At 72.3% G+C, this 23,631-nt stretch carries 18 protein-coding genes; 10 read left to right on the top strand and 8 right to left on the bottom strand.

The window, feature by feature from the left end:
- The first annotated feature begins 35 nt into the window (after window positions 1–35).
- The 7 genes from ABZU91_RS22115 to ABZU91_RS22085 all read left to right on the top strand — a co-directional run bounded on the left by ABZU91_RS22115 (window position 36) and on the right by ABZU91_RS22085 (window position 10,345).
- Window positions 36–896 carry a hypothetical protein gene (locus tag ABZU91_RS22115; protein ID WP_355243456.1) on the top strand — a complete coding sequence of 287 codons (861 nt, stop codon included), beginning with the start codon at window positions 36–38 and terminating at the stop codon, window positions 894–896.
- 111 nt (window positions 897–1,007) lie between these two features.
- The gene (locus ABZU91_RS22110; protein ID WP_355243453.1) at window positions 1,008–2,393 is read left to right on the top strand and encodes a cellulase family glycosylhydrolase; all 1,386 of its coding nucleotides are present in this window, start codon (window positions 1,008–1,010) and stop codon (window positions 2,391–2,393) included.
- 333 nt (window positions 2,394–2,726) lie between these two features.
- Window positions 2,727–5,396, top strand: coding sequence for a carboxylate--amine ligase/circularly permuted type 2 ATP-grasp protein (locus ABZU91_RS22105; protein ID WP_355243451.1), 2,670 nt, complete (start codon window positions 2,727–2,729; stop codon window positions 5,394–5,396).
- 98 nt (window positions 5,397–5,494) lie between these two features.
- Window positions 5,495–7,273 (top strand): N-acetylglutaminylglutamine amidotransferase, encoded by a 1,779-nt coding sequence (locus ABZU91_RS22100; protein WP_355243448.1) that lies wholly within the window; start codon window positions 5,495–5,497, stop codon window positions 7,271–7,273.
- Entirely contained in the window at window positions 7,274–9,109 is a 1,836-nt protein-coding gene (locus tag ABZU91_RS22095; protein WP_355243445.1) for a prolyl oligopeptidase family serine peptidase, read from the top strand.
- 17 nt (window positions 9,110–9,126) lie between these two features.
- Window positions 9,127–9,717: a hypothetical protein gene (locus tag ABZU91_RS22090; RefSeq protein ID WP_355243442.1), complete on the top strand. Its 591-nt coding sequence runs from the start codon at window positions 9,127–9,129 to the stop codon at window positions 9,715–9,717.
- A 16-nt stretch (window positions 9,718–9,733) separates the two neighbouring features.
- Window positions 9,734–10,345 (top strand): dihydrofolate reductase family protein, encoded by a 612-nt coding sequence (locus ABZU91_RS22085; RefSeq protein ID WP_355243439.1) that lies wholly within the window; start codon window positions 9,734–9,736, stop codon window positions 10,343–10,345.
- 9 nt (window positions 10,346–10,354) lie between these two features.
- Here the strand turns inward: ABZU91_RS22085 and ABZU91_RS22080 are convergent, their stop codons facing one another.
- Entirely contained in the window at window positions 10,355–13,396 is a 3,042-nt protein-coding gene (locus ABZU91_RS22080) for a BTAD domain-containing putative transcriptional regulator (protein WP_355243436.1), read from the bottom strand.
- A 59-nt stretch (window positions 13,397–13,455) separates the two neighbouring features.
- On the opposite strand from ABZU91_RS22080, the gene ABZU91_RS22075 reads away from it, so the two are divergent.
- Entirely contained in the window at window positions 13,456–14,361 is a 906-nt protein-coding gene (locus ABZU91_RS22075; RefSeq protein WP_355243433.1) for an alpha/beta fold hydrolase, read from the top strand.
- A gap of 145 nt (window positions 14,362–14,506) precedes the next feature.
- Complete coding sequence (locus tag ABZU91_RS22070; protein ID WP_355243431.1) at window positions 14,507–15,190, top strand: maleylpyruvate isomerase N-terminal domain-containing protein; 684 nt, start codon at window positions 14,507–14,509, stop codon at window positions 15,188–15,190.
- Between the two features lie 112 nt (window positions 15,191–15,302).
- On the opposite strand, the gene ABZU91_RS22065 is transcribed toward ABZU91_RS22070, so the two are convergent.
- Window positions 15,303–15,608 carry a hypothetical protein gene (locus ABZU91_RS22065; protein ID WP_355243428.1) on the bottom strand — a complete coding sequence of 102 codons (306 nt, stop codon included), beginning with the start codon at window positions 15,606–15,608 and terminating at the stop codon, window positions 15,303–15,305.
- Between the two features lie 160 nt (window positions 15,609–15,768).
- Between ABZU91_RS22065 and ABZU91_RS22060 the strand changes: the two genes are divergently transcribed.
- Window positions 15,769–17,622 carry an adenylyl cyclase gene (locus tag ABZU91_RS22060; RefSeq protein WP_355243425.1) on the top strand — a complete coding sequence of 618 codons (1,854 nt, stop codon included), beginning with the start codon at window positions 15,769–15,771 and terminating at the stop codon, window positions 17,620–17,622.
- 56 nt (window positions 17,623–17,678) lie between these two features.
- Here ABZU91_RS22060 and ABZU91_RS22055 read toward each other — a convergent pair whose 3' ends face one another.
- From ABZU91_RS22055 to ABZU91_RS22030, 6 genes are all read right to left on the bottom strand, one after another.
- Complete coding sequence (locus ABZU91_RS22055; protein WP_355243422.1) at window positions 17,679–19,160, bottom strand: acyltransferase family protein; 1,482 nt, start codon at window positions 19,158–19,160, stop codon at window positions 17,679–17,681.
- A 129-nt stretch (window positions 19,161–19,289) separates the two neighbouring features.
- Complete coding sequence (gene wecB / locus ABZU91_RS22050) at window positions 19,290–20,450, bottom strand: UDP-N-acetylglucosamine 2-epimerase (non-hydrolyzing) (RefSeq protein ID WP_355243419.1); 1,161 nt, start codon at window positions 20,448–20,450, stop codon at window positions 19,290–19,292.
- Between the two features lie 6 nt (window positions 20,451–20,456).
- Complete coding sequence (locus ABZU91_RS22045; RefSeq protein ID WP_355243416.1) at window positions 20,457–21,320, bottom strand: choice-of-anchor P family protein; 864 nt, start codon at window positions 21,318–21,320, stop codon at window positions 20,457–20,459.
- A 6-nt stretch (window positions 21,321–21,326) separates the two neighbouring features.
- On the bottom strand, window positions 21,327–22,856 hold the full coding sequence (locus ABZU91_RS22040) for a glycosyltransferase (RefSeq protein WP_355243413.1): 1,530 nt from the start codon (window positions 22,854–22,856) through the stop codon (window positions 21,327–21,329).
- A complete protein-coding gene (locus ABZU91_RS22035; protein WP_355243410.1) occupies window positions 22,846–23,391 on the bottom strand; it encodes a hypothetical protein in 546 nt (181 codons plus the stop codon). Before ABZU91_RS22035 ends, ABZU91_RS22040 begins: the two co-directional genes overlap by 11 nt.
- On the bottom strand, window positions 23,388–23,537 hold the full coding sequence (locus ABZU91_RS22030) for a peptidase (protein WP_355243407.1): 150 nt from the start codon (window positions 23,535–23,537) through the stop codon (window positions 23,388–23,390). Before ABZU91_RS22030 ends, ABZU91_RS22035 begins: the two co-directional genes overlap by 4 nt.
- Window positions 23,538–23,631: the final 94 nt, after the last annotated feature.

Raw genomic sequence — 23,631 nt, 5'->3', positions numbered from 1 at the left:
CATGGGCTGGGCTACCACGAAGGGCGGTGTGTGGCATGGGACCGGACGAGCGACGACGGTTGTTCGAGCAGGCGCGGGAGCTCTCGACGCGACAGGAGACGTGGGCGGAGGCCGACCGGCTGTGGGTGCGGGTGGTCGAGGCGTACCGGGATGCCGTGCGCGGTCCGGGTGGGGTCCGCGAGGACCAGCAGCAGTTGGCCCGGGCGCTGTGGCGGCACAGCATGCTGCTCTCCGCGCGCGGCCGGGCCGCCGACGGGACGGCACCCGGCGGTGAGGCGGTGGTCGTCTTCGAGCGGGTGTACGACGCCGTGGCGGCCGAGGGCGGCAACGTGGCGGCCGCGCCCCGCGACGACGCCCTCGCCGAGCTGATCACCGCACTGGTGGACCTGGCCGAGGTCTCGTTCGCCGCCGGTCAGCCCGCCACCCGCAGGGACCTGTTGGAACGTGCCGTGACGGTGGGTCTGACCTCTGCCGGGTCGCCGCCGGAAGCGGGGCCGCGTACCCGGGAGGCGATGGGGACGGCGTACCACAACCAGGCGGTGGCACTGCTGCACCGGCACCTCACCCGGCCGTCGTCGGCGGAGGGCGCCAAGGAGGCGGCGCTGGCGGCGTCACGGGCCTGTGAGCTGCGCCAGGGGCTGCTGGACATGGCGCGCCCGCTGACGTTCTGGGAGTTGGCCAACACCTACGGCGTGTACGCCCAGTGCCTGGTTCTGATCGGCGACCTAGACCGGGCGGCCCTGGTGCTGTCGATGGGCAACCGCTTCGTGGAGACGTTGGGCCCGGCCGCGGCGGAGCCCGCCCAGAAGTTGCGGGTCGCGGCCGAGATGTTGGCTCGGGAGAAGGGTGGGTCGCAGGGTGCGGCTGGTTCGCGCCGCTGGGGCTGGCGTCGCTGAGCGGCGGTGATCCGGCCGCCTCGGCTTGCATGGCATCGTCGACGATCGATACTGTGCGCGAAGGCGCCGCCCCGCCTCAGACCATCACCGTCGATCCGAAGCGGGTTCCGCATGCGCACACTGAGACTTGTCACGTCGCTGGCCGTCGCCGGCCTGCTCGCCGGCGCGGTGGCGACGATCGCCACGCCGGCCAGCGCGGCGACCGCCGCGTTCTCCGTGACCAACAGTTGGGGCAATGGCTATCAGGGCCAGGTCACCGTCACCAACGACACCTCCGCGCCGATCACCGGTTGGCGGGTCGAGTTCGACCTCCCGGCCTCCTCGAGCATCAGCCAGTCGTGGAACGCCCAGCAGGTGACCGCCGGCAGCCACTACACCTTCAGCAACGTGTCGTGGAACGGCACCCTCGGCGCGGGCGCGTCGACGTCGTTCGGCTTCCTCGTCAACGGCTCCGGCACCCCGGTCAACTGCACCGTCAACGGCAACGGCGTCTCCTGCTCCGGCGGAACGCCGCCGACCACTCCGCCGCCCACCACGCCACCGCCAACCACGCCACCGCCGACCACTCCGCCACCCACGACCCCGCCACCGACCACCGGTACGCCGGTCGAGCGGCACGGGCAACTCCGGGTCTGCGGTACGACGATGTGCGACAGATCCGGCGCGCGGGTGCAGCTGCGCGGTGTCAGCAGCATGTGGCTCAACTGGGAGACCGCTCCGTACGCCGAGAACCTGTCCGCGCTGCGCTGGATGCGGGACAACTGGAACCTCCAGGTGATCCGCGCGGCGATGGGCGTCGAGCCGGCCGGGGCGTACCTGAGTGATCCGAACAAGGCGCGGGCGCAGGTCGAGACCGTCATCAACAACGCGGTCAACGCGGGCGTGTACGTGATCGTCGACTGGCACGCCCACGAGGCGCAGAACAACCAGTCCCAGGCGGTGGCGTTCTTCGGTGACCTGGCACGCCGCTACGGTTACCTGCCCAACGTGATCTGGGAGACGTGGAACGAGCCGTTGCAGTTCAGCTGGTCCGGCGTCATCAAGCCGTACCACCAGGCGGTCGTGTCCGCGATCCGTGCCGCCGACCCGGACAACATCGTGGTCCTCGGAACGCCGACGTGGTCGCAGGACGTGGACGCGGCGGCGGCCAGCCCGGTCGCCGGCACCAACCTCATGTACACGCTGCACTTCTACTCGTGCACCCACGGCGCGTCGCTGCGGGCCAAGGGAGACGCGGCGATCCGGGCCGGCCTGGCGCTGTTCGTCACCGAGTGGGGCGCCAGCAACGCCGACGGTGGCCTCGACGGTCGCGCCTGCCTGCCGGAGGCGCAGTCCTGGATCGACTGGATGAGGGCCAACGGCATCTCCTGGACCGCCTGGAAGCTCGACGTCGGCACCGACACCACGAACCTGCTCAGCCCAGGGGCCCCCGTGACCGGCGGATGGAACAACTACCTGCACGGCCACGCGCCGTTCGTGGTCGCCAACATGCGGTGACCCGGCCCCCCGACTGAGCGGGTCGGGTCCCGATCAGGCACGGGCGGCCCGCGTCGGGGGACGGTCGTGTCGGTGAGCGGTATACCGCGGAGTCATAACTATGACTCCGCGGTATACCGCTCGTCGTCGTGCGCACCGGGCCGCGCTGCCGTCGGCCGGCGAGTCGCTGACGGAGCCCGCCCCACTGTCCGAAGATGATCAGGCCGTTCTCGTCCTGGAGTGACCACGAGGCGGAACGGCGCGTCACCTTAACGCGCCGGAAACACCCTCGCTATCAAGCCTGGGAACGCTCGTCGGACAGTCGAGACCACCGACACGCGAACCGGGGTGACCATGGTCGACAACACCACGAACGCGGCGACGTTCGACGGACCGGTGGACCGGTCCGGCAACGGCCGGGCCGTGCCGACGTCCCGTCCCGCTCCGACCGCACCGGCGTACGACGACGACCCGGCTGACCTCGCCACGATCGGCGTCGAGGAGGAGTTCCACGTCGTCGACCTGCACACCCGGGAGCTGGTGCCCCGGGCCGGGGAACTGCTCGACCGGCTGCCGGCCACGTCGTTCACCGCCGAGCTGCATCGCAGCGTCGTGGAGACCAATACCGCCGTCTGTCGGACCCTGGACGAGATCCGCGCCGAGCTGACCCGGCTGCGTCAGTCGGCGGTCCAGGTCGCCGACCGGGCCGGGCTGGGCATCGTGGCGGCCGGTACGGTCCCGCTGCGCGCCGACGGCGACCCGAGCGTCACACCCACCTCGCGCTACCGGCGCATGGTCGACGAGTACCAGTTGCTCGCCCGGGAGCAGTTGATCTGCGGCGCGCAGGTGCACATCGGCGTCTCCGACCGGGACCTGGCGGTGGCCGTCACCCGTCGCGTCCAGCCGTGGCTGCCGGTGCTGCTCGCCCTCTCCACCAGCTCGCCGTACTGGATGGGCCAGGACAGCGGGTACGCCAGCGTCCGCTCACTGGTCTGGCAGCGCTGGCCCACGGCCGGTGACCCGGGCGAGGTGACCAGCGCGGCCGACCACGAGGCCCTGGTCGCCGAGCTGATCTCGTCCGAGACCATCACCGACCCCGCCATGATCTACTTCGACGTCCGGCCGTCGGCGCACGTGCCGACCGTCGAGCTGCGCATCACCGACGCCAACGCCGACGTCGAGACGATCGTCCTGCTCACCGGGCTGTTTCGCGCACTCGTGCGGCGGGAGGTCGCCGCCCTGCGCGCCGGGGTCGAACGCACCGCCGTCCGCCCGCCGGTGCTGCGCGCCGCCGTGTGGCGGGCCGCCCGCTCCGGGCTCGAAGGCGACCTGCTCGACCTGCCCCGCTCGGCCCGCCCGGTGCCGGCCACCCAGGCGGTCCGCCGCCTCGTGACCGACCTGCGCCCGCAGTTGGAGGCGACCGGCGACTGGGAACAGGTCAGCGAGCTGACCCGGTACGCGCTGGAGCGTGGCAGCTCCGCCGCACGGCAGCGGCGGGCGTTCGAGCGGCGCGGCCGGCTGGCCGACGTCGTCGACCTGCTGCTCGACGAGACCCGGGGCCGGGTGCGCCCGTCCCTGCCCGGCTCGTCGACACCGCCCGCGCTGCCCACGTACGCCGATGCCGGCGACGAGGTCTTCGGCCCGGCCGGGCCGGCGCCCGCGTACCGTCCGCTCCTCGCCGCCCTGCGTACCCTCGGCGCCGCCGGCCTGCGTCAACGCGAGCACGACCGGGACGAGGAGCAGCGCGCCCGGGGCGTGACGTTCAGCGTGGCCGGCGAGGCCAGCACCCGGCTCTTCCCGGTCGACCTGGTGCCCCGGGTCGTGCCCGCCGACGACTGGCGGACGCTGCGTGCCGGTCTGGTGCAGCGCGCCCGCGCGCTCGACGCGTTCCTGCGCGACGTGTACGCCGACCGGGCGGTGGTGGCCGACGGGGTCGTGCCGGCCTGGGTGGTGGAGTCCTCGCCGGGGCTGCGCCCGACCGGCGCGCTGATGGGTCGGCACAGCACCCGCGCCCAGGTGTCCGGAACCGATCTCGTCCGCGATCCCGACGGCGGCTGGTACGTGCTGGAGGACAACCTGCGGGTGCCCTCGGGCATCGGGTACGCCGTGCAGAACCGGCGGCTCACCCAGGCGGTGCTGCCCGAGCTGCCGGTGCCCGACGACCTGCTGCCCGCCGACGAGACGCCGGCGATGCTGCGCCGGGCGCTCGTCGCCGCCGCGCCGGCCGCTGCCGACGATCCCGCCGTGGTGGTGCTCAGCAGCGGCCCGGGTGACCCGGCCTGGTTCGAGCACCGGCTGCTCGCCGACGAGATGGGTGTGCCCCTGACCGAGAGCAACGACCTGCTCGTCGAGGACGGCCGCGTCCACGTGGTCTCGGAGGGGCACCGCAGCCCGGTGGACGTGATCTACCTGCGGATGGACGAGGAGGCGTTGCTGCACGCCCCGGGTGCGGACGGCGTGCCCCTGGGCTGGCCGCTGCTCGCGGCGGTGCACGCCGGGCGGCTCACGCTGGCCAACGCGCTCGGCAACGGCGTCGGCGACGACAAGGCGCTGTACGCGTACGTGCCCAAGCTCATCGAGTACTACCTCGGGGAGAAGGCGCTGCTCGGGGACGTGTCGACCTACCTGTGCGGGCTGCCCGAGCAGCGCGCCGAGGTGCTGGGCCGGCTCGACGAGCTGGTGCTCAAGCCGGTCGACGGGTACGGCGGTGACCGCGTGGTGATCGGCCCGCGCGCCGAGGCGGAGGAGTTGGACGCCGTCCGGGAGCAGATCCTCGCCGCCCCGCACCGGTGGATCGCCCAGGAAATGGTCACGCTCACCACCCACCCGGTCTTCGACGGCACGGCTCTCGCGCCCCGCCACGTTGACCTGCGGGCATTCGTGTTCCTCGGCGAGACTGCGGAGGTGGCGCCGGTGGCGCTGACCCGGGTCGCGCCGGCCGGCAGCATGATCGTCAACTCTTCGCGGGGAGGTGGGTCGAAGGACACCTGGCTGCTCGGCGGAGCCGGGCAACCCTCGGTGTAACCCACGCTTGACGCAGATGTCATCGGGACGCAACCCGGTCCGCCAAGCCTGGACCGGTCAGCGGCCCGAGCGGACCGAGCCGATGAGAGGTGTGTGCCATGTGCGGTATCGGAGGTGAGTTCCGCCTCGACGGGGCGCCGCCGGACCTGGCGGCGCTGGAACGGATGCTGCCCGTCCTGTGGTCGCGGGGCCCGGACGGCGAGGGGCGGTGGCAGCACGGCCCGGCGGCGCTGGTGCACCGCCGGCTGCGCATCATCGACCTGTCCGACACCGGCGCCCAGCCGATGGTCGACCCCGAGCTGGGCCTCGCCCTCGTCTTCAACGGCTGCATCTACAACTACCGGGAGCTGCGCGACGAGCTGACCGCGGCCGGTTACACCTTCCGGTCCACGTCGGACACCGAGGTGATCCTCAAGGCGTACCACCGGTGGGGAACGGCCTGCGTCGAGCGGCTCTACGGGATGTTCGCCTTCGCCCTGGTCGAGCTGGCCACGCACACGCTCGTGCTGGCCCGTGACCGGCTCGGCATCAAGCCGCTCTACCTGGCCGAGACGCCGGGCCGCATCCGGTTCGCGTCGACCCTGCCCGCGCTGCTCGCCGCCGGTGACGTCGACACCGACCTCGACCCGGTGGCGCTGCACCACTACATGAGCTTCCACTCGGTGGTGCCGCCGCCGCGCACCATCCTGGCCGGCATCCGCAAACTCCCGCCCGCCACCGTGCGCGTGGTCACCGCCGACGGCCGCAGCACCGACACCGTCTACTGGCGGCCCGAGTTCACCCGCGCCGCCGCGCCGACCATGTCCGCCGAGGAGTGGCAGGAACGGATCATGGGGGCGTTGCGCACCGCCGTACGACGGCGGATGGTCGCCGACGTGCCGGTGGGCGTGCTGCTCTCCGGCGGTCTCGACTCCAGCCTGATCGTCGCCCTGCTGGCCGAGCAGGGCCAGACCGGCCTGGCCACCTTCAGCATCGGCTTCGAGGCGGCGGCGGGGGAGAGCGGCGACGAGTTCCACTACTCCGACCTGATCGCCCGCCACTTCGACACCGACCACCACCAGATCCGCATCGACGCGACGCGGTTCGTGCCCGCCGTGCACCAGGCCATCGGGGCGATGAGCGAACCGATGGTCAGCCACGACTGCGTCGCGTTCCACCTGCTCTCCGAGGAGGTCTCGCAGCGCATCACCGTGGTGCAGTCCGGCCAGGGCGCCGACGAGATCCTCGCCGGCTACGACTGGTACCCGCCGATGGCGAACGTCGCCCGCGCGGACGCCGTCGAGGCGTACGCCCGGGTGTTCTTCGATCGTCGGCACGACGCGCTCGCCGGCCACCTGGCGCCCGAGTGGATGCTCGACCACGACGCCAGCCTGGAGTTCGTCGCCGCCCACTTCGGCGCGCCGGGCGCGGACACCGCGCTCGACGCGGCGCTGCGCCAGGACAGCCTGGTGATGCTCGTCGACGACCCGGTCAAGCGGGTCGACAACATGACGATGGCGTGGGGGCTGGAGGCCCGGGTGCCGTTCCTCGACCACGAGGTCGTCGAGCTGGCCGCCGCCTGCCCGCCGGCGCTCAAGCTGGCCCAGGGCGGCAAGGGCGTGCTGAAGGCCGCCAGCCGGGGCATCGTCCCCGACGAGGTGATCGACCGGCCCAAGGGCTACTTCCCGGTGCCCGCCATCCGGCACCTGTCCGGCCCGCTGCTCGACGACGTCCGGGACGCCCTGACGGCGGGCCCGGCGCGCGACCGTGGTCTGTTCCGCAAGGACTACCTCGAGGAGTTGCTGGACACGCCGAACGCCCAGCGGACCACGTTGGGTTCCAACGCGCTCTGGCAGCTCGGGCTGCTGGAGCTCTGGTTGCAGCGGATCGGGGTTTAGATGAGCGTACGGACCGAGGTGCCGCGCCGGCTTCGACCGGCGCGTAACCGGCCGGCGGCGACCCCGCCTCCCGGCCAGGACTTCGCGCCCGCGCCGTCACCGGACGGTCGGCGGGTGGCGTACGTGTCCGATCGTGCCGGCACGCCGGCCGTCTGGGTCCGCGACGTCGACGCCCCCGAGGCCGTCGCGCTGCCCGGCGGCGACGAACCGGTCCTGGCGGTGAGCTGGTCTCCGGACGGGCAGTGGCTGGCCTGCGTGGTCGCGCCCGGTGGCGCGCCCCGCACCGAGCTGTGGGTGCTCCACCCGGACGGCACGCAGCGCCGCCAGGTCGCCGGCTTCGGCCGCCGCAGTGCGAGCCTGGCCGGATGGCTGCCGGGCGGCGCGTTGATGGCGGTCACCGAGACCGCCGAACGGGGTGCCGCCGTGCTCGTCGACGCCGGCACCGGGCATCGGCGGGTGCTGGCCGAGGACGACCTGCTCACCCTCCTGGACGTCAGCCCGGACGGCAGCTCAGCCCTGCTGCGGCGGGGCCCCCGCAACGCCCGCTGGCTGGAACTGCTCGACGTGGCCACCGGCGACCGCGTACGTCTGCTGCCGGACACCGGCCGGGGCAGCACCGACCAGGGCTGGTTCGGCCCCGGCGGGACGAGCGTGTTGGCGCGTACCGACGCGTTCTCGGAGCTGGCGGCGCTGGTGCGCGTCGACCTCGCCCGACCGACCCTGGCCCCGACGCGCGTCGCGGCGCGGCCGGACGCGGAGCTGGAATGCGTCGCGCTCGACGCCCCACGTGAGCGGGCCGCGCTGCTGTGGAACACCTACGGCGGGCGTAGCGAGCTGAGCCTGTGCGATCTCGCCAGCGGCGTCCAACGGGCCGTGACCGCACCGGGCGAGGTGCTCGGCGACGCCGTCTTCGCCGAGGACGGTGAGCTGCTCTGCGTCACCGCGCAGGGGCCGGTGCAGCCCCGGGAGGTCTGGCTGGTCGACCCGGCGACCTCCACCCCGCGCCCGCTGCGGCCGGACACCGACGCCGAGCGTACGGGTGGCGCGGGGGTCGCGCCGCAGTTGGTCGACCTGCGTGCCCACGACGGAACGCCGCTCTCCGGTTGGCTCTACCGCCCGGCCGGTCCGGGGCCCTGGCCGACGGCGATCAGCCTGCACGGCGGCCCCGAGGCGCAGGAACGGCCCGGCTACAACCCGCTGTTCCAGGCCCTCGTGGCGCAGGGCATCGCGGTGTTCGCGCCGAACGTGCGGGGCTCGTCCGGCTTCGGCCGCTCCTTCGTCGCCGCCGACAACCTCGCCGGCCGGTACGGTGCCATCGCCGACGTGGCGGCGTGCGCCGAGCACCTCCTCGACAGCGGCGTCGCGATCCCCGGCCATCTCGGCTGTCTGGGCCGCTCCTACGGCGGCTACCTGGTCCTCGCGGTGCTGGTGAACTTCCCCGGCCTGTTCGCGGCCGGGGTGGCCGAGTGCGGCATCTCCGACTTCCGCACCTTCTACGCCAACACCGAGCCGTGGATCGCCGCCGCCGCCGTCAGCAAGTACGGCGATCCGGTGCGCGACGCCGAGTTGCTGCGGGACCTGTCGCCGATGACCCGGATCGACCAGCTCGACGTGCCGGTGCTGCTCATCCACGGCGCGAACGACACCAACGTGCCGGCCGGCGAGTCGGTGCAGGTGGCGCGGGCCCTGGCCGCCCGGGACGTGCCGCACGGGCACCTCGTGCTCGCCGGTGAGGGGCACGACTTCCTGGCCCGGGACAACGCCGAGGCGGCGCGTACGGCCACCACCTCCTGGCTGACCCGGCACCTCGCCACGACGGTGATCACCCTCGGCTGAGGCGTTATCCTGCGCCGGTGGACGTCACGGCGCAGGGTGAACGGCTGGCCGCCGACCTGGGCCGGTCCCTCGCCGAGCTGACCTTCGTCGACCTGGACACGGACGAGGTCACGGCGCGGGTGATCGACACCGTGGTGCGGTGGGCCAGGGCGCAGGGCTGGCGGGTCTACCGGCGGGCGCCCAGCGTCCTGCCGTTGCCGCCGCCGATGCAGCAGCGGCACTCGGTCCTCGACGTGGCGTGCGCCCGTCCGGACGGGCCGCCGGTGGTGGTGGAGGTCGACCACACCGACCGGGCCCGTACGGTGCAGAAGCTGACCGCCGAGGCGGACGCCGGACGGATTCCCATCTGGGTGCGCTGGGGCGCCGGCCGGTTCACCGCGCCGCCGCCACCGGTGGCGATGGTGACCGTCGAGGTCACCCGACGGTCCGGACCGGCGGAGCGTGGACGTCTGCACAGCCGCGTCGACGACCGGCCCGCGCCGGCGCACTCTGCCGGCGGCGGCACGGCGGCAACACAGGCGCTGCCGATCCCGCTGGTAGATCCCCTCGCCAACCAGCTGCCGGACCCGCTTTCGAAGCCGCTTTCGGAGCCGGGCAAGGGCACCTGAAGCGAATCGTAAGCGGGTGCCGGCAGTGTTCTGGGTGTCACCGGAGAACACGACCGACACCCAGGAGATTCCGATGCGCAAGCTCATCAACTCGACCTACATCACCCTCGACGGCGTCATCGAGAACCCGATGTGGACCGCGCCGTACTTCGACGAGGAGGCCATGGGTCTGGCCGGCGAGCTGACCGACGCGGCGGACGCGATGCTGATGGGCCGGGCCACCTACGACGGCATGTCCGTCGCCTGGCCGCAGCAGGACGAGAGCGACCCGACCACCGGCGCGGCCTACTTCAACAACGTCAAGAAGTACGTCGCCTCGACCACCCTCACCAACCCCACCTGGAACAACACGGAGGTGCTCCAGGGCGACCTGGTCGAGGCGGTGCGGGGGCTGAAGGCCCAGGACGGCCGGAACATCATCCAGTACGGCTTCGGTTCGGTCACCGCCCAGCTCGTCGACGCGGGTCTGGTGGACGAGGTCCGCTTCTGGATCCACCCGGTGTTGCAGGGCGCGCCGAGCGTGACGTCGCCGCTGAACGACTTCACGGCGTCGTTCGACCTGGTCGACACTCGGGTGCACAGGAGCGGCGTGATCGTGGCGACGTACCGGCCGAAGAGCGCCGTCTGACCGTCCCCCTCAGAGCTGAGCCCGGGCCTCGCCCGGGCTCAGCTTCGCGCCCTCGTCGGCCAGCGCCTCGAAGCGCTCCGGCCCGAGGGCGGCCCGGACCCGCGTGGTCACCCGGTCCACCTCGTCACGTTCGGCCGGAGCGCACGGTGCCTGCGCGTCGAGCCGCGCGGCGGCCGCCGCGCCGAGCAGCCGGGCCGCGATCTCCGGACCGCCCACCGCCGAGGCCATCCCCTCCAGCGCGAAGATCGCGTCCCGGGGCGCGGCCATCGCCTCGGCGGTCTCGAACGCCTCGACGTGCAGGGCCAGCGCGGCGTCCGGGTCGCCGCCCTGCTCGACCGCGTGCCCCAGCTCGACGAGGACCGGCGGCAGGTACAGCGCCGGCTGTGCCTCGGCGCGCCCCCGCTCGGCGAGGTTGCCGAGGTGGGTGACGGCCAGGTCGAGTTTGCCGTCACGGCGGGCGGCCAACCCGAGGCACAACTCCGCGAACACCAGGGCGCCCGGGGCGTCCTGCTGCACCGCCAGGTGGTACGCGCGTTCGGCCAGCTCCCGGGCCTGCGGATAGTCCCGGGTCTGCACCGCCAGCCACGCCAGCCAGGACAGTTCGGTGCACACCTGCGGCCACAGCCGCAGCTCCTCGGCCCAGCGCAGCCCCTCGGTGTGCAGCGCCGCGGCGCGTTCGTGGTCGCCGCGCATCTCGGCGAGCCCACCCACCCACTCGGTGGCCTGGAGCCGGCCCCACCGGTCGCCGACCTCGGCGAAGAGCGCCGCGCTGCGGGTCGCCGTCCGCTCCAGCGTCACCTGGTCGCCCGCGACGTGCGCGATCTTGGCCTGGGAGGCAAGCACCGCCGCCCCGGTCCACGGGTCGACGTCGACGGGCATCAGCTCCATGGCCAGGGCCAGGTCACTCTGCTCGATCAGCGCGTTCGCCGCGAACCAGGCGCCCCGGCCGGCGGGGTCGCCGGCCACCGCCGCGCGTACGTCAGCCGCCTCGACCGCCTCGCCCCGCAGCAGCGCGAAGCCGACCCGCCAGGGCGCCGCCCGCCTCTCCTGCTTCGGGTCGCCCGCGACGGCGAGAGCCCGCCGTGCCTCGGTGAGCCGACCGCGCAGATACCAGTACCAGCTCAGCGCGACGGCCAGCCGCAGCCCGCCCCCGTGGACCAGCGCCGCGCGCAGGTTCGCCGTCTCGACGTCCAGCACTGTCAGCCACCGCCGCTGCTCCGGCCCGCGCAACTCCGGGTCGGCGCGCTCGGCCAACTCCGTGTAGTAGCTCGCGTGCCGCGTCCGGACCTCGTCGGCGTCGTCCAGGCGGTCCAGGCAGAACGCGGCGACCGATTCGAGCAGCCGGTAGCGCGGACCCTCCGGCGCGTCGTCCAGCACCACCAGCGACCGGTCCACCAGCCGGGCGAGGGAGTCCAGGTCGGTCTGGCAGACCTGCTCGGCGGCGTCCGGCGTGCAGCCGTCACGGAACACCGCGAGTCGGGCGAGCACCCGCCGGTCGGCCTCGTCGAGCAGGTCCCAGCTCCAGCCGATCACCGCGGTCAGCGTCCGCTGGCGCGCCGGCACGTCACGCTGCTGCGTGGTGAGCAGTCGGAACCGGTCGTCCAACCGTTCCACCACGCCCTGCACGCCCAGCGCGCGGACCCGGGTCGCGGCCAGCTCCAACGCCAGCGGCAGGCCGTCCAGGCGACGGCAGAGCTGGGCGACCGCCGGCGCGGTGCGCTCGTCGAGGCGGAATCCGCGCTGCTGGGCGGCGGCACGGGCGGCGAACAACCGGGCCGCCGCCGAGCGCCGGACCGCGTCCGGGTCACCGTCCGACAGCGGCAACGACAACGGGGGTACGTCCCACAGCAGTTCCCCGGTCAGACCGAGAGGTTCACGGCTGGTGGCGAGCACGGTCACCCCCGGCGCGTCGCGCAGCAGCCGGGCGACCAGCGCGGCGGTCGGCTCGATGACGTGTTCGCAGTTGTCCAGCACCAGCAGCAGGTGCCGTTGGCGCAGCGCCGTGACGAGACGGTCGGTGGGGGACAGGCTGGCACCGGCGGCCTCGCGGACGTCCAGCGCGCCGAGCACCTGCTCGGCGACGCCCGGGTCACCGGCCGGCAGTGGCGACAGCTCGACCAGTAACACGCCGTCCGGCGGCGACTGGGTGCGGGCGGTCTCGGTGGCCAGCCGCGTCTTGCCGACACCACCCGGGCCGACCAGCGTGACCAGCCGCCGCCCGGGCAGCAGGGCACGCAGCTCGGTCAGCGCCTCGGCACGACCGACCAACTCGTCGAGCTGCGCCGGCAGGCTGTTGCGGATGATCGCGGCCTTCGGCGGCGCGCTCAGGCCGGCGTCCTGTTCCAGGACCCAGCGGTGCAGGGCGACCAGCTCGGGGCTCGGGTCGAGGCCCAGCTCGTCGGCGAGCCGATCCCGCAGGTCGGCGTAGCTGTCCAGCGCCTCGGACTGGCGACCGGCCGCGTACAGCGCACGGAGCTGCACCGCCCGCAGCCCCTCGTGCAGGGGATTGCGGGCCACCAGCTCGGCCAGGTCGGCGGCGGCCAGGTCGGGCTCGCCCCGGGCCACCCGCGCCTCGGCCAGCCGCTCGTGCACGGCGAGACGCTGCTCGGCGAGACGGGTCGCCTCGGCGCGGACGAACTCGGCGTCGGCCACGTCGGCGTACGCCTCGCCCCGCCACAGCGCCAGGGCCTCGGTCAGCCGGCCGACGTCGGTGTGCCGGGCCAGTTCGGCGAACCGGTCGGCGTCGACCGTCCCGGCCCGCAACAGATAGCCGGGAGCGCGGGACTCGACCAGGTCGCGGGCACCCGGCTCGGCGTCGTTCAGCGCCTTGCGGAGCTGGGACACCCGCACCTGAAGGGCGCCGGTGGGATTGGCGGGGGCGTCGTCACCCCACAGGTCGTCGATGAGCCGGTCGGCGGAGACGACCTGGTCGCGGTTCGTCAGCAGATCGGCCAGCAGCGCACGTACCTTGACGCCGGGCACCACCACCTGCTCGCCGGTATCCGTGGTGACGGCGAGCGGCCCGAGCACCCCGAACTGCACGGCGGTCATCCTAGCGGTGGTAAGCCGACCTGAAGCGGACCGTAAGCGCGCTGCCGCACCGTGTGGGCATGGACATCTACCACGAGACCCATGGCGACGGCGAAGGCCGGCCACTGCTGCTCGTCCACGGCGCGCTCTCCGGCATCGGCACCTCGTTCGCCACGATCCTGCCGTTCCTGGCACGGTCCCGGCGGGTGATCGCCGTCGAATTGCAGGCCCACGGCCACACCCCGGACGCCGACCGTCCGTTCACCGTCGAGCACTTCGCCGCCGACGTGGTCGAACTGCTCGACCGCCTCGGCGTCGCCCAGGCGGACGTGTACGGCTGGAGCATGGGCGCGGCGGTGGCGCTGCGCCTGGGCACCGACCACGCCGAACGGGTCGGACGGCTGGTGCTCGCCTCGGTGAGCTTCGACGACGCCGGCCTGCACCCCGGGCTGCTCGACGGCATCCAGGACCTGCGACCGGAGCACCTGCACGGCTCGGAGTTCCACGAGGAGTACCTGCGGACCTCCCGGGACCCGGCGGGCTGGGCCAACCTGGTCACCAAGATGAAGGTGCTGGACGCGAACCTGCCCCGCTGGACACCCGAGCAGATCGCGGCCCTGGCGGTGCCCACCATGATCGTGCTGGCCGACTCGGACATCATCCAGCCCGAACACGCGGTACGGATGTTCCGACTGCTCGGTGGCGCGGTGCCCGGTGACCTGACCGGCCTGCCGGCCTGCCGCCTGGCCATCCTGCCCGGCACCACCCACACGACGATCCCACAGCGCGCCGACTGGCTGGCCCCCATGATCGACGACTTCCTGGACGACCCCACCCCGCCCCCGCCCCCGGCCCCCGCCCCTCCCCGCGCCTCCGCCGCTCCCCGCGCCTCCGCCGCTCCCCGCGCCTCCGCCGCTCCCCGCGCCTCCGCCGCTCCCCGCGCCTCCGCCGCTCCCCGCGATCTTGCACTTTCTGTCGTGGCATAAGGGGCAAAAGCTGCATAACGTCGACACAAACTGCAAGATCGCGGGAGCGGGAGCGGGAGCGGGAGCGGGAGCGGGAGCGGGGGCGGGGGCGGGGGGGTGGGGTGGGGGCGGGGGTGACGGGTGACTGGGCGGCAGGATCGGGGGCATGAGTGACGAGGCGCGTGTTGTGCTGTCTGTTCTTGGTGGGGAGGTTGCCGCGCTCGTTGCCGCGCTCTCTGCATTGCCGGCGCTGGCGTGGGAGCGGCCGACGCGCTGCCATCCCTGGCGGGTACGCGACGTGGTGGGTCACGTCGTCGTCGTACTCTCGCGGGTGCCGGACATGGTGGCGGCGCCCGCTCCCGAGCGGGCCGGGACCACCGCGGCGGCGTACTACCGCGCGGACGGGCGGTTCAGCGACGACACGAACGACGAGCGGGTACGGACAGCGCAGCGCCGCGCGGCCGACCCGGACCCGGCTCTGCTCGTGCGGGACCTCGTGGACACCGGACGGACGGTTGTCGAGGTGTGCCGGGAGGAGCCCGCGGACCGGGTGGTCCGGACCCGGCACGGTGACGCGATGCTGCTTACCGACTTCCTGACCACCCGGCTCGTCGAGGTGGGCTTGCACGGGCTCGACGTCGCCGACGCCGTACCCCGCGAGCCGTGGCTCGGCCCGGCGGCCACCGAACACCTGCTGCGCCTGCTCTTCGGCCCACGGTGGCAGGTCGCGGTCGACGCCACCGGAGACCCGATCACCCTGCTGCGCAGGGCAACAGGGCGCGAACCCGTCACCGCCGAAGAGCGGCGGGTCCTGGACCAACTGGGCCTGCGCCACCTGGCCCTGGGCTGACCCACCCCTTGGCCCTGGGCTGAACCCAGGCAGCAGCTTCGGGGATGTTGCTGCCTCCGGCGCGTCTGAGGCAGCAACATCCCGGATGTTGTGAGGATCTTGGGCGCGGGGCTCAGGGGGTGGCGTGGCGGCGGAAGATCAGCGCGTACGTCGAGAACCGGTGACTGCCCCGCAATGTCAGCTCCTGGGCAGGGTGGGCGGTGACCACGTGAAAACCGGGGAAGGTCGAGCCCTCGGCGAGCGGCCGGGGGCCGGACGCGACGGGGTCAGCGGCGCGCACCAGGCGGGCGTACGCGCCCATGCCGGACCCGCCGAACGTCTCCTCGACGACGTGCAGGAGGTGGGGCCAGACGTCCTGCGGCCCGGCCGCGATCAGCGTGGCGTGCTCGTCCACCGGGGGCAACGAGTCGATTCGCACGGGAGCCTCCCCGGATCAGGGCCGGTCATCCACCATGGACATCGGCGACAGTAAGCATGGCGTACGGGCCGCCGACCGAGTAGAAACGTTCCAGAGAGCGCTCTCACATCCCAGCTGTGCCGGGAGCACGTGCCGGCCGGCGGATAGGACGACGAACCACATGACGAGCACATCCCGACGTACCCTCACCCTTGCCCTGGTGGTGACCGCCGCCGTCACCATGACCAGCACCGCGGCCAGCGCGGGGCGTCCCACGCACAGCGCGCCCGACTTCGGGCCGAACGTGACAGTCTTCGACCCGTCGATGCCGGTCGGGGAGATCCAGCAGACCCTCGACGCGGCGAACGCCCGGCAGGTCGACAACGAGATGGGCACCGAGCGGCACGCCTACCTGTTCAAGCCGGGCAGCTACGGCACGGCCGAGCAGCCGTTGCAGGCCAAGGTCGGCTACTACACCGAGGTCGCCGGCCTCGGCGCCGCACCCACCGACGTCGCCGTCAACGGCAAGATCGAGGTCTACAACCGCTGCCTCGCCGACGGTGGCACCGGCAACTGCCTCGCGCTCGTCAACTTCTGGCGCACCCTGTCGAACCTCTCGCTCACCGTGAACGGCGCGGGTCAGGACGGCTGCCGCTCGACGGCGAACTTCTGGGCGGTGTCCCAGGCGGTCTCGATGCGCCGGCTCAACATCACCGGCGGCGGGCTGTCCCTGATGGACTACTGCACGGCCGGCCCGCAGTACGCCAGCGGCGGCTTCATCGCCGACTCGCGACTGCCGGCCACCACCAACGGCTCCCAGCAGCAGTGGCTCACCCGCAACAGCGAGGTCGCCGGGTGGTCCAACGCGGTGTGGAACCAGGTCTTCGCGGGTGTCGAGGGCGCGCCGGACGACGCCGCGTTCCCCGACCCGCCGTACACCACCCTCGACACGACCCCGGTGAGCCGGGAGAAGCCGTACCTTTTCGTGGACTCCCGAGGCCACTACAACGTGCGGGTGCCGGCGGCGCAGCGCGACAGCCGGGGCGTCTCGTGGGCCGACGGCGTCACCCCCGGACGGACCATCGGCATCGACGACTTCTTCATCGCGAAGCCGTCCGACCCGGTCCGTGTGATCAACGCGCAGCTCGCGCGCGGCAAGCACCTGCTGCTCACCCCCGGCGTCTACGACATCGCCCGCAGCATCGAGATCCGGCGTGCCAACACGGTGGTGCTCGGCATCGGCCACGCCACCCTCACCGCGGTGAACGGCGCCGTCCCACTGGACGTCGCCGGGGCGCCCGGCGTGATCGTCGCGGGCGTCACGATCGACGCCGGTACGGTCGAGTCGCCGGTCCTGCTACGGGTGGGCCGTCAGCACGGCCACGACGCCAGCAGCCCGGCCAACCCGACCACGCTGTCCGACGTCTACTTCCGCGTCGGTGGCCCGCACATCGGCCGGACGAACACCGCGCTGGAGGTCAACAGCGACAACGTGCTCATCGACCACACCTGGGTGTGGCGCGGTGACCACGGCGTCGAGGGCTTCACCGAGGGTGTCAACGGTGACACCGACCGCTGGCGCACCAACACCGGTCGGTACGGCGTGATCATCAACGGCGACCACGTGACCGCGACGGGCCTCTTCGTCGAGCACTTCCAGCGCTACAACACCGTCTGGAACGGCGAGCACGGCACCACGGTCCTCTACCAGAACGAGCTGCCGTACGACCCGCCGACGCAGGCCGACTGGATGAACGGCCCGGTCGAGGGCTACGCCGGCTACAAGGTCGGCGACCGGGTACGCCACCACGACCTCTACGGCGGCGGGGTGTACGTCTTCAACCAGAACAACCCGTCGATCCACACGGAGAACGGGTTCGAGATGCCGAACCGGCCGGGTGTGCGGCTGCACCACATCATGACCGTCAACCTGAGCGCCGGCACGATCGACCACGTCGTCAACGGCGTCGGCGACGCGGCCGACATGACGAAGGTCGGTGTGCCGGTCTACATCGCGCAGTACCCGGTTTCGTAACGCTTCCGGGCGTACCAACGGGGGCCGGAGTCACTGACTCCGGCCCCCGTTCATTGTCACTGAGCTGGCGTCGTCGCGGTGGTCTGCGCGGGCTCTGACGGCGCGGTCAGGGCCGGGATGCCCGGTATCGCGCTCTTCGGCGCGGCCGCCGTCGTGTCCCGGCTCGGTGGGACCAGGAACGTCAGGTCCGGCGTGCGGGACCGGTCGGCGCGGCGCAGCGCGGCCCCCACCTTCGGAATCGGCAGCGGGGACCGGCTGTGCCGAGCGCCCGCCTGGTGCCGTCCGGGGCGGCCGGTCGACGGGCGTGCCTCGGCTGGCTTGGCGCTCACCGGGCCGGTCGCGCGCTGCGGCCGTCGACGGGCGGCCTGCTTGGCGACCCGGTGCCGGGCGCGTCCACTGCCGGTCTTGAACCCGAGTGCGGGACGCTCCACCAGGTGCCAGGAGAGGGCGGCGCACAGGACGCTGCCGAGCAGACTCAGCACGATGTAGCCGACGATCCCGAACCGGGTGCCGCCGAGCAGGGCGATCATCTGCTGCACCGGGAAGCCGTAGATGTAGATGCCGTACGTGTAGTCGGTCCGGCGGCTGATGCGGGACCACCTCTTGGGCAGCGCGACCGCCGCGAACAACACCAGGTAGGCGAACGCCGGAAGGCCGACCGCGAAGAATCCGCCCAGCCACAGCGAGCAGACCAGCGTGCCGGCGGCCAGCACGGCCAGCGTGGAGTTCATGGGGACCCGGTGTGCGTACAGGCGTGCCGCGGCTCCCAACAGGAACAGGAAGCCGAGCATCAGCGTCCAGTCCGCGGCGAACGCCCCGATCAGCGGGAACGGCCCGACCGCGCCGTGCTGAGGTGGCCGGGAGCTCCAGCCGGGCGCGGCGAAGAAGTCGGCCAGGATCAGGGCGTAGCAGCCGCCGGCCAGCACGAGCACCGCGCGGGGGGCGCGTTGCAGCACCGAGGTCACCATGAGGACGGCGACCACGGCGTAGAGCGCCAGGTCGTACCGGAGCGTCCACAGCGCCCCGTCGAAGGCGCTCGGTCCGCCGACGATCTGACCGTACGGGGTGTCGGCCAGGAGCCCGGCGATGGGGAACTGCTCCATCGAGGCGAGGATGTTGGTGGTGACGTAGTCGAACGGCCCTTCCGGGTGCCCCCAGAACCCGTCGAGATTGCCGTTCTCGTAGAGCGCCGCCAGCGGGGCGAAGACGAACGCGGTGACGAGCAGACAGACCCACAGTCCGGGGAAGACCCTCAGCACACGGGCGCGGACGTACTGGCGCAGCGTGGAGCGCAGGGCGCTGTCGGCGATGAGGAAGCCGGAGATGAGGAAGAAGCCGTACAGGCACATGGTGCCGAGGTCGCTCTGTCGGCCGAACGTCGCCGCGCCGATGTTCGCCCGGCCGAAGCCCAGCGGCCCGGCGTGCGCGATGATCACGCCACAGGCCATCGCCAGGCGAAGGACGCCGAAGGCGTTGTGCTGGGCGGAGAACCTGCCCTGCAGAGTCGGGGACTGCTGCCCGTTCAACCTCGCCTGCACCTGAAGACTCCTTCGATCACTGATCTGTGCGGACCTCGGCGCGCAAGGCTGCCGATCGATGGGCCAATTATCAGACGATCCAAGGAGGTTTGTCCCGAAATTCTAACGATTGTCCGAATCAGTGGTGTGTCAGGTTGCGGCGCCGATCGTCCGGCGTACCTGCGTGACGCGCCGAGCCGACACGTCCAGGAGCCGCGCCATGGCGGCGACGCACCGCTCGGCGGCCCGTCCGTCGCCGAACGGTGAGCCGACCGCCGGCACGCGAGCGCTGGCGAGATGCCGGAGCCCGGCCGAAAGCAGCAACTCCGGATCGGTGCCGACCAGCTCGCCCCGACCCGCCGCCAGGGCTTCCGGACGTTCGGTGGTGTCCCTGGTCACCAGCAGCGGCACGCCCAGGGTGGCCGCCTCCTCCTGGAGTCCGCCGGAGTCCGTGACGACCAGGTCGGCCATCCGCAGCAGCCCGACCATCTGCGGGTAGGCCAGTGGCGGGGTGACCCGTGCGTTGGCGATACCCGCCAGGCCCGCGCTGACCTCCGCGCTGAGGCGGGGATTCGGATGGGCGACCATGACGACCTGGACGTCGGGGCGTTGCCGTGCCAGCCGGCGAAGTCCGTCTATCGTGGCCGCCACTCCCTGGCCCCAGTTCTCCCGGCGGTGCGCGGTCGCCACCACCAGCTTGCGGGTCGGGTCGACCCAGGCCGGTGGTCGGGCCGCCCCGCGCTCGATGAGGTCCTCGAGTGCGTCCACGACCGTGTTGCCGGTCACCGCGATCACCTCGGAGGCGATGCCCTCGGACAGGAGGTTGGTCCTGGCCTCCTCGGTGGGCGCGAGGTGCAGGGAGGCGATCCGGGCGAGCATCGCCCGGTTCGCCTCCTCCGGGAACGGCCGGTCCAGGTCGTTGGTCCGCAGGCCAGCTTCCAGGTGGACGATCGGGGTACGTCGCCAGAAGGCGGCCGCCCCGCCGGCCAGGGCGGTCGTGGTGTCCCCTTGCACCACGACCGCCGCTGGACGGTGGTGTGCGAGCAGGTCGTCGACCCCCGTGATGAGGGCCGCCGCCAGCTCCGCAAGCGAGCCGGTACGCCGTTGCGGGCACAGGCTCACCTCGGGGCGGAGGCCGAACGGGAGGAGTGCCTCGGCGACGCGTCCCGGTTGTTGACCGGTGTCCGCCACCCGCACCGTGAACCTCGGATCATCGAGGAGACGGCGGATCAGAGGCGCGGTCTTCACACCCTCCGGCCTGGTGCCGGCGAGGATCAGGACCTCTCGTGTCGTCGACCTGCTCGCACACATGGTGGGTCAGCTCCTGGCGGCCGCGCGGCGGCGCCGGTAGAGCGAGAACCCGCCGGTGGTGCCGGCCGCGAGTGCGCCGATACCGAGTGCGAGCGGTGCCCCGGCGAGCGGGATCACCGGAATGGGCGGTGCGACCGCGTTGGCCCCGCAGCTCGACGTGCCGATGGTCACGCCCGCGAGCGCCCCACCGAGAGCGGTGAGGTTCAGCGCGGTGACGCTGAGCTGACCGACGCCCGAGCTGGTCTGGTTGTTGAGTGTGAGGTCGATCAGCCCCGGCACGCTCAGCCCGGTGTTCGGCAACGGGTTGGCCGGCAGGTTGAGCAGCGTCGTCTCGATGCCCAGCAGGGTCGACGTGATGCGGGCGTTGACCAGGGAGGTCGTGCCCGTCGCGGACGGGCTACTGGTGGCGGTGCACGACGAGTAGATGGCGTCGGCCACCAGGGCGATCGTGGCGAGACCGTTGGTCCCGAGGTTCAGCGACACTGCCGCGCCGGGCGTGACGAGGCAGGACCCGCCGGCGCCGATGGTCACCGTGCCACCCACGCCGAGCACGCCGGCACAGGCCGCCGAGGTGCCGTCGTTGAAGGCGCGGACATTCTGCGCCAGGACCCCGGCGGTGATGACGGTCTGTCCGCCGAGCACGCCCAACGGCGGGTTCTGGTTGCCGGAGATCGACTCGGTGGTGCCGTCGTTGGTCGCCGACGCGGTGCCGGAACTCGCGAGTCCTCCACCGAGCAGGCTGATCTGCAGCGCGGAGGCTGACGACTGGGAGGTGTCGGCGAACGCCGGGGAGGCCGCCAGGACGGCCATGGCGAGGCCACCGGCCAGCACCGCAGCGGTTCGGGCGAGACCGGATCTGACTCGTGGCATAGATGTCTACTTTCTGGTGTGGGCGGTTGTGGGGTGGTCAGTGGTGGGGGTGGTGGTGAGGTGCGCGAGGTGGACCAGGTGGCGAGGCGGTCTGATCGAGCGAGGTCCGTCGACACGGCTCGAACCGCGGGCCGGGTGGTGCCGGCGGGGCTGGGTCGGTACGGCCACTCGACCGATGGCCCGGACCGGGGTCGGTTGCGGTTGCGGGTCGGCGGCGCGGGCGGTCTTCTGCCAGTCGGTGCGGGCGGTCACCATGCGGGCGAAGGCCAGCCAGACCGCGAGCGACTGGGCGTAGCTGTAGAGCCAGTGGCAGACGCCTAGCAGCAGGGCCTTGCTCACCGACAACTGCGGCTCACAGCGAGCCCGGTAGACGATTCCCCACAGGGCGAACGGCCCGATGCCGAAGACGAGCACCAGCGGTGGTACGCCCCACCCGCCGCTGTCCCACCAGCCGCCCAGACCGCCGGCGGTGTGGTCGACGTAGTAGATCATCACCGCCAGGCAGGCGACATAGACCGGGGTGCCGAGGAGCTGGGTCCACGGTGCCGCCAGGAAGTGGGCGATCTCCAGCGTCGCGGAGTTTCCGATCCGGGGCGAGCGCAGGACCCTGCCCAGATAGCGGCCACACTGCATCGAGCCCTGAGCCCAGCGGGTCCGCTGCCGCACCAGGGGCCGGATCTGGGTCAGTGCCTCCTGGGCCACCCAGCTCTCCGCGCAGTACTCGGTGTGGCCACCGGCCAGCAGGATGTGCAGGCCCAGCTCGAAGTCTTCCAGCAGAGCACCGTGCCAGGGTGTGCCGTGCTCGGCGGCGATGTCGTTGAGCAGCGACAGGCGGGTGAACTGGCCGTTGCCGCCCATCGCCACGCTGCCGGTGCGTCGACGCAGGGATTGCATGGCGGCGATCGGCGCGCGGAACTCCATGTCCTGTAGCCGGATCAGCAGCCGTCCCCATCCGCTGACCTCGGTCACCGGGGCGTACCGGCGCGGCGCGCACTGGAGCATCCGCACCTCCACCTGCACGGCGCCGACATCCTCCGTGCCGAAGTACTGCCGGCCGGCAAGGGCGACGGGGCCCTGCGGGTCGAGCCGGCTGTCCGCGTCCAGGACGCCGACGATCACCCGGGTACGGTCGACGTCGGCCGGCAGCGACTGCTCGATGCGGCGCCAGGCGGCGTTCAGTGCGGCGCCCTTGCCCTGCCGCGCGTCCGGTAGCTGACGACGGACGACGTGTACCCGGGGCTCGTGGGAGAACGCGGCCAGCTCGGCGAGCGTGCCGTCGTCGGACGCGTCGTCGACGCACCAGACGGTCACCTGGGGGAAGTCGCCGAGCAGCCGCCGCAGCGTGTCGCCGATGACTGACGCCTCGTTGCGGCACGGCACGATGACGTGCCAGTCGAAGCCGTCCGGGCTGCCGCCGCGGCTACGTCGGGTCTTCAGGTGGAAGACCAGGATGCTGAGCACGTACGCGCAGAAGCTGACGCAGAGCAGGAACGCCGCCGTGTTGAGCAACGCGAGGGTCTGGGTCTCAGCGGACACCGGCGATCGCCCCCCGCATGCGCTTGGTCCGGCTGACCAGGACAACGAACAGGATCGCCACGGCGATCAGGCCGGCCGTCGTGATCACGGAGCCGATCAGCACGTGACTGCGTTCGTAGCCGAGCCGGAAGCCCCAGGTCTGCATCGAGACCACCACCGCGGCGAGTCGCACCTGGTTCACCGTTATCAGCAGCAGGGTGGCGATTCCCAGGGCGTTCAGGCCACGTGACATCGAGATGCGCCGGAACCCGACGAGCGTCGAGGCCAGCACGATCGGCGGTATCAGCAACATGGCGACCGAGCATCCACTGGAGACCATGAAGCCGACCCAGCGCTCGTCGAGCGGGAAGATGACCGCCGCGCCGATCGACTTGGCGTTCGCCAGGCCGACGGCGTCGACCAGGCGGGCGTTCAGCCATGCCTCGCCGCTGGCGATGTCGTGCCACCGCCACAGGGTCGCGGCGGCCACGGCGACGCCGAACAGGATGCCCGTCGTCGCGCGCAGCCATGCCCCCCAGCTGGAGGAACCTGTCATCGTTCGCGGCCCAGCAGGGCGACGAACCACAACGCCAGGCCGAGAACGACCAGGCCGACGCCGACCAGCAACCACGACTGGATGGCGACCCCGGTGGCGGCCAGCCCTCCGCCGATGTGTGGACCCTTGGTAGGTACTCCGTACATGGCCATCTCCCTCGTCAACTCGGAGGTCAGGATGGCATCGCCGGAATCGGGCAAACAGGATAAAAACCCATAGAAACCCTAAAGAGTGATTAAA

The sequence above is a fragment of the Micromonospora sp. NPDC005174 genome, from assembly GCF_040608495.1.
Lineage (GTDB): Bacteria > Actinomycetota > Actinomycetes > Mycobacteriales > Micromonosporaceae > Micromonospora.
The sequence above is the reverse complement of the archived record's forward strand: the minus strand, read 5'-3'. Positions and strand labels throughout refer to the sequence as shown.

What these genes read in the sequence shown, in the direction of transcription:
- ABZU91_RS22115 (WP_355243456.1), top strand. Translation starts at nt 36, where the DNA reads ATGGGACCGGACGAGCGACGACGGTTGTTCGAGCAGGCGCGGGAGCTC.
- ABZU91_RS22110 (WP_355243453.1), top strand. Translation starts at nt 1,008, where the DNA reads ATGCGCACACTGAGACTTGTCACGTCGCTGGCCGTCGCCGGCCTGCTC.
- ABZU91_RS22105 (WP_355243451.1), top strand. Translation starts at nt 2,727, where the DNA reads ATGGTCGACAACACCACGAACGCGGCGACGTTCGACGGACCGGTGGAC.
- ABZU91_RS22100 (WP_355243448.1), top strand. Translation starts at nt 5,495, where the DNA reads ATGTGCGGTATCGGAGGTGAGTTCCGCCTCGACGGGGCGCCGCCGGAC.
- ABZU91_RS22095 (WP_355243445.1), top strand. Translation starts at nt 7,274, where the DNA reads ATGAGCGTACGGACCGAGGTGCCGCGCCGGCTTCGACCGGCGCGTAAC.
- ABZU91_RS22080 (WP_355243436.1), bottom strand. Translation starts at nt 13,396, where the DNA reads ATGACCGCCGTGCAGTTCGGGGTGCTCGGGCCGCTCGCCGTCACCACG.
- ABZU91_RS22075 (WP_355243433.1), top strand. Translation starts at nt 13,456, where the DNA reads ATGGACATCTACCACGAGACCCATGGCGACGGCGAAGGCCGGCCACTG.
- ABZU91_RS22070 (WP_355243431.1), top strand. Translation starts at nt 14,507, where the DNA reads ATGAGTGACGAGGCGCGTGTTGTGCTGTCTGTTCTTGGTGGGGAGGTT.
- ABZU91_RS22060 (WP_355243425.1), top strand. Translation starts at nt 15,769, where the DNA reads ATGACGAGCACATCCCGACGTACCCTCACCCTTGCCCTGGTGGTGACC.
- wecB (WP_355243419.1), bottom strand. Translation starts at nt 20,450, where the DNA reads ATGTGTGCGAGCAGGTCGACGACACGAGAGGTCCTGATCCTCGCCGGC.
- ABZU91_RS22045 (WP_355243416.1), bottom strand. Translation starts at nt 21,320, where the DNA reads ATGCCACGAGTCAGATCCGGTCTCGCCCGAACCGCTGCGGTGCTGGCC.
- ABZU91_RS22035 (WP_355243410.1), bottom strand. Translation starts at nt 23,391, where the DNA reads ATGACAGGTTCCTCCAGCTGGGGGGCATGGCTGCGCGCGACGACGGGC.
- ABZU91_RS22030 (WP_355243407.1), bottom strand. Translation starts at nt 23,537, where the DNA reads ATGTACGGAGTACCTACCAAGGGTCCACACATCGGCGGAGGGCTGGCC.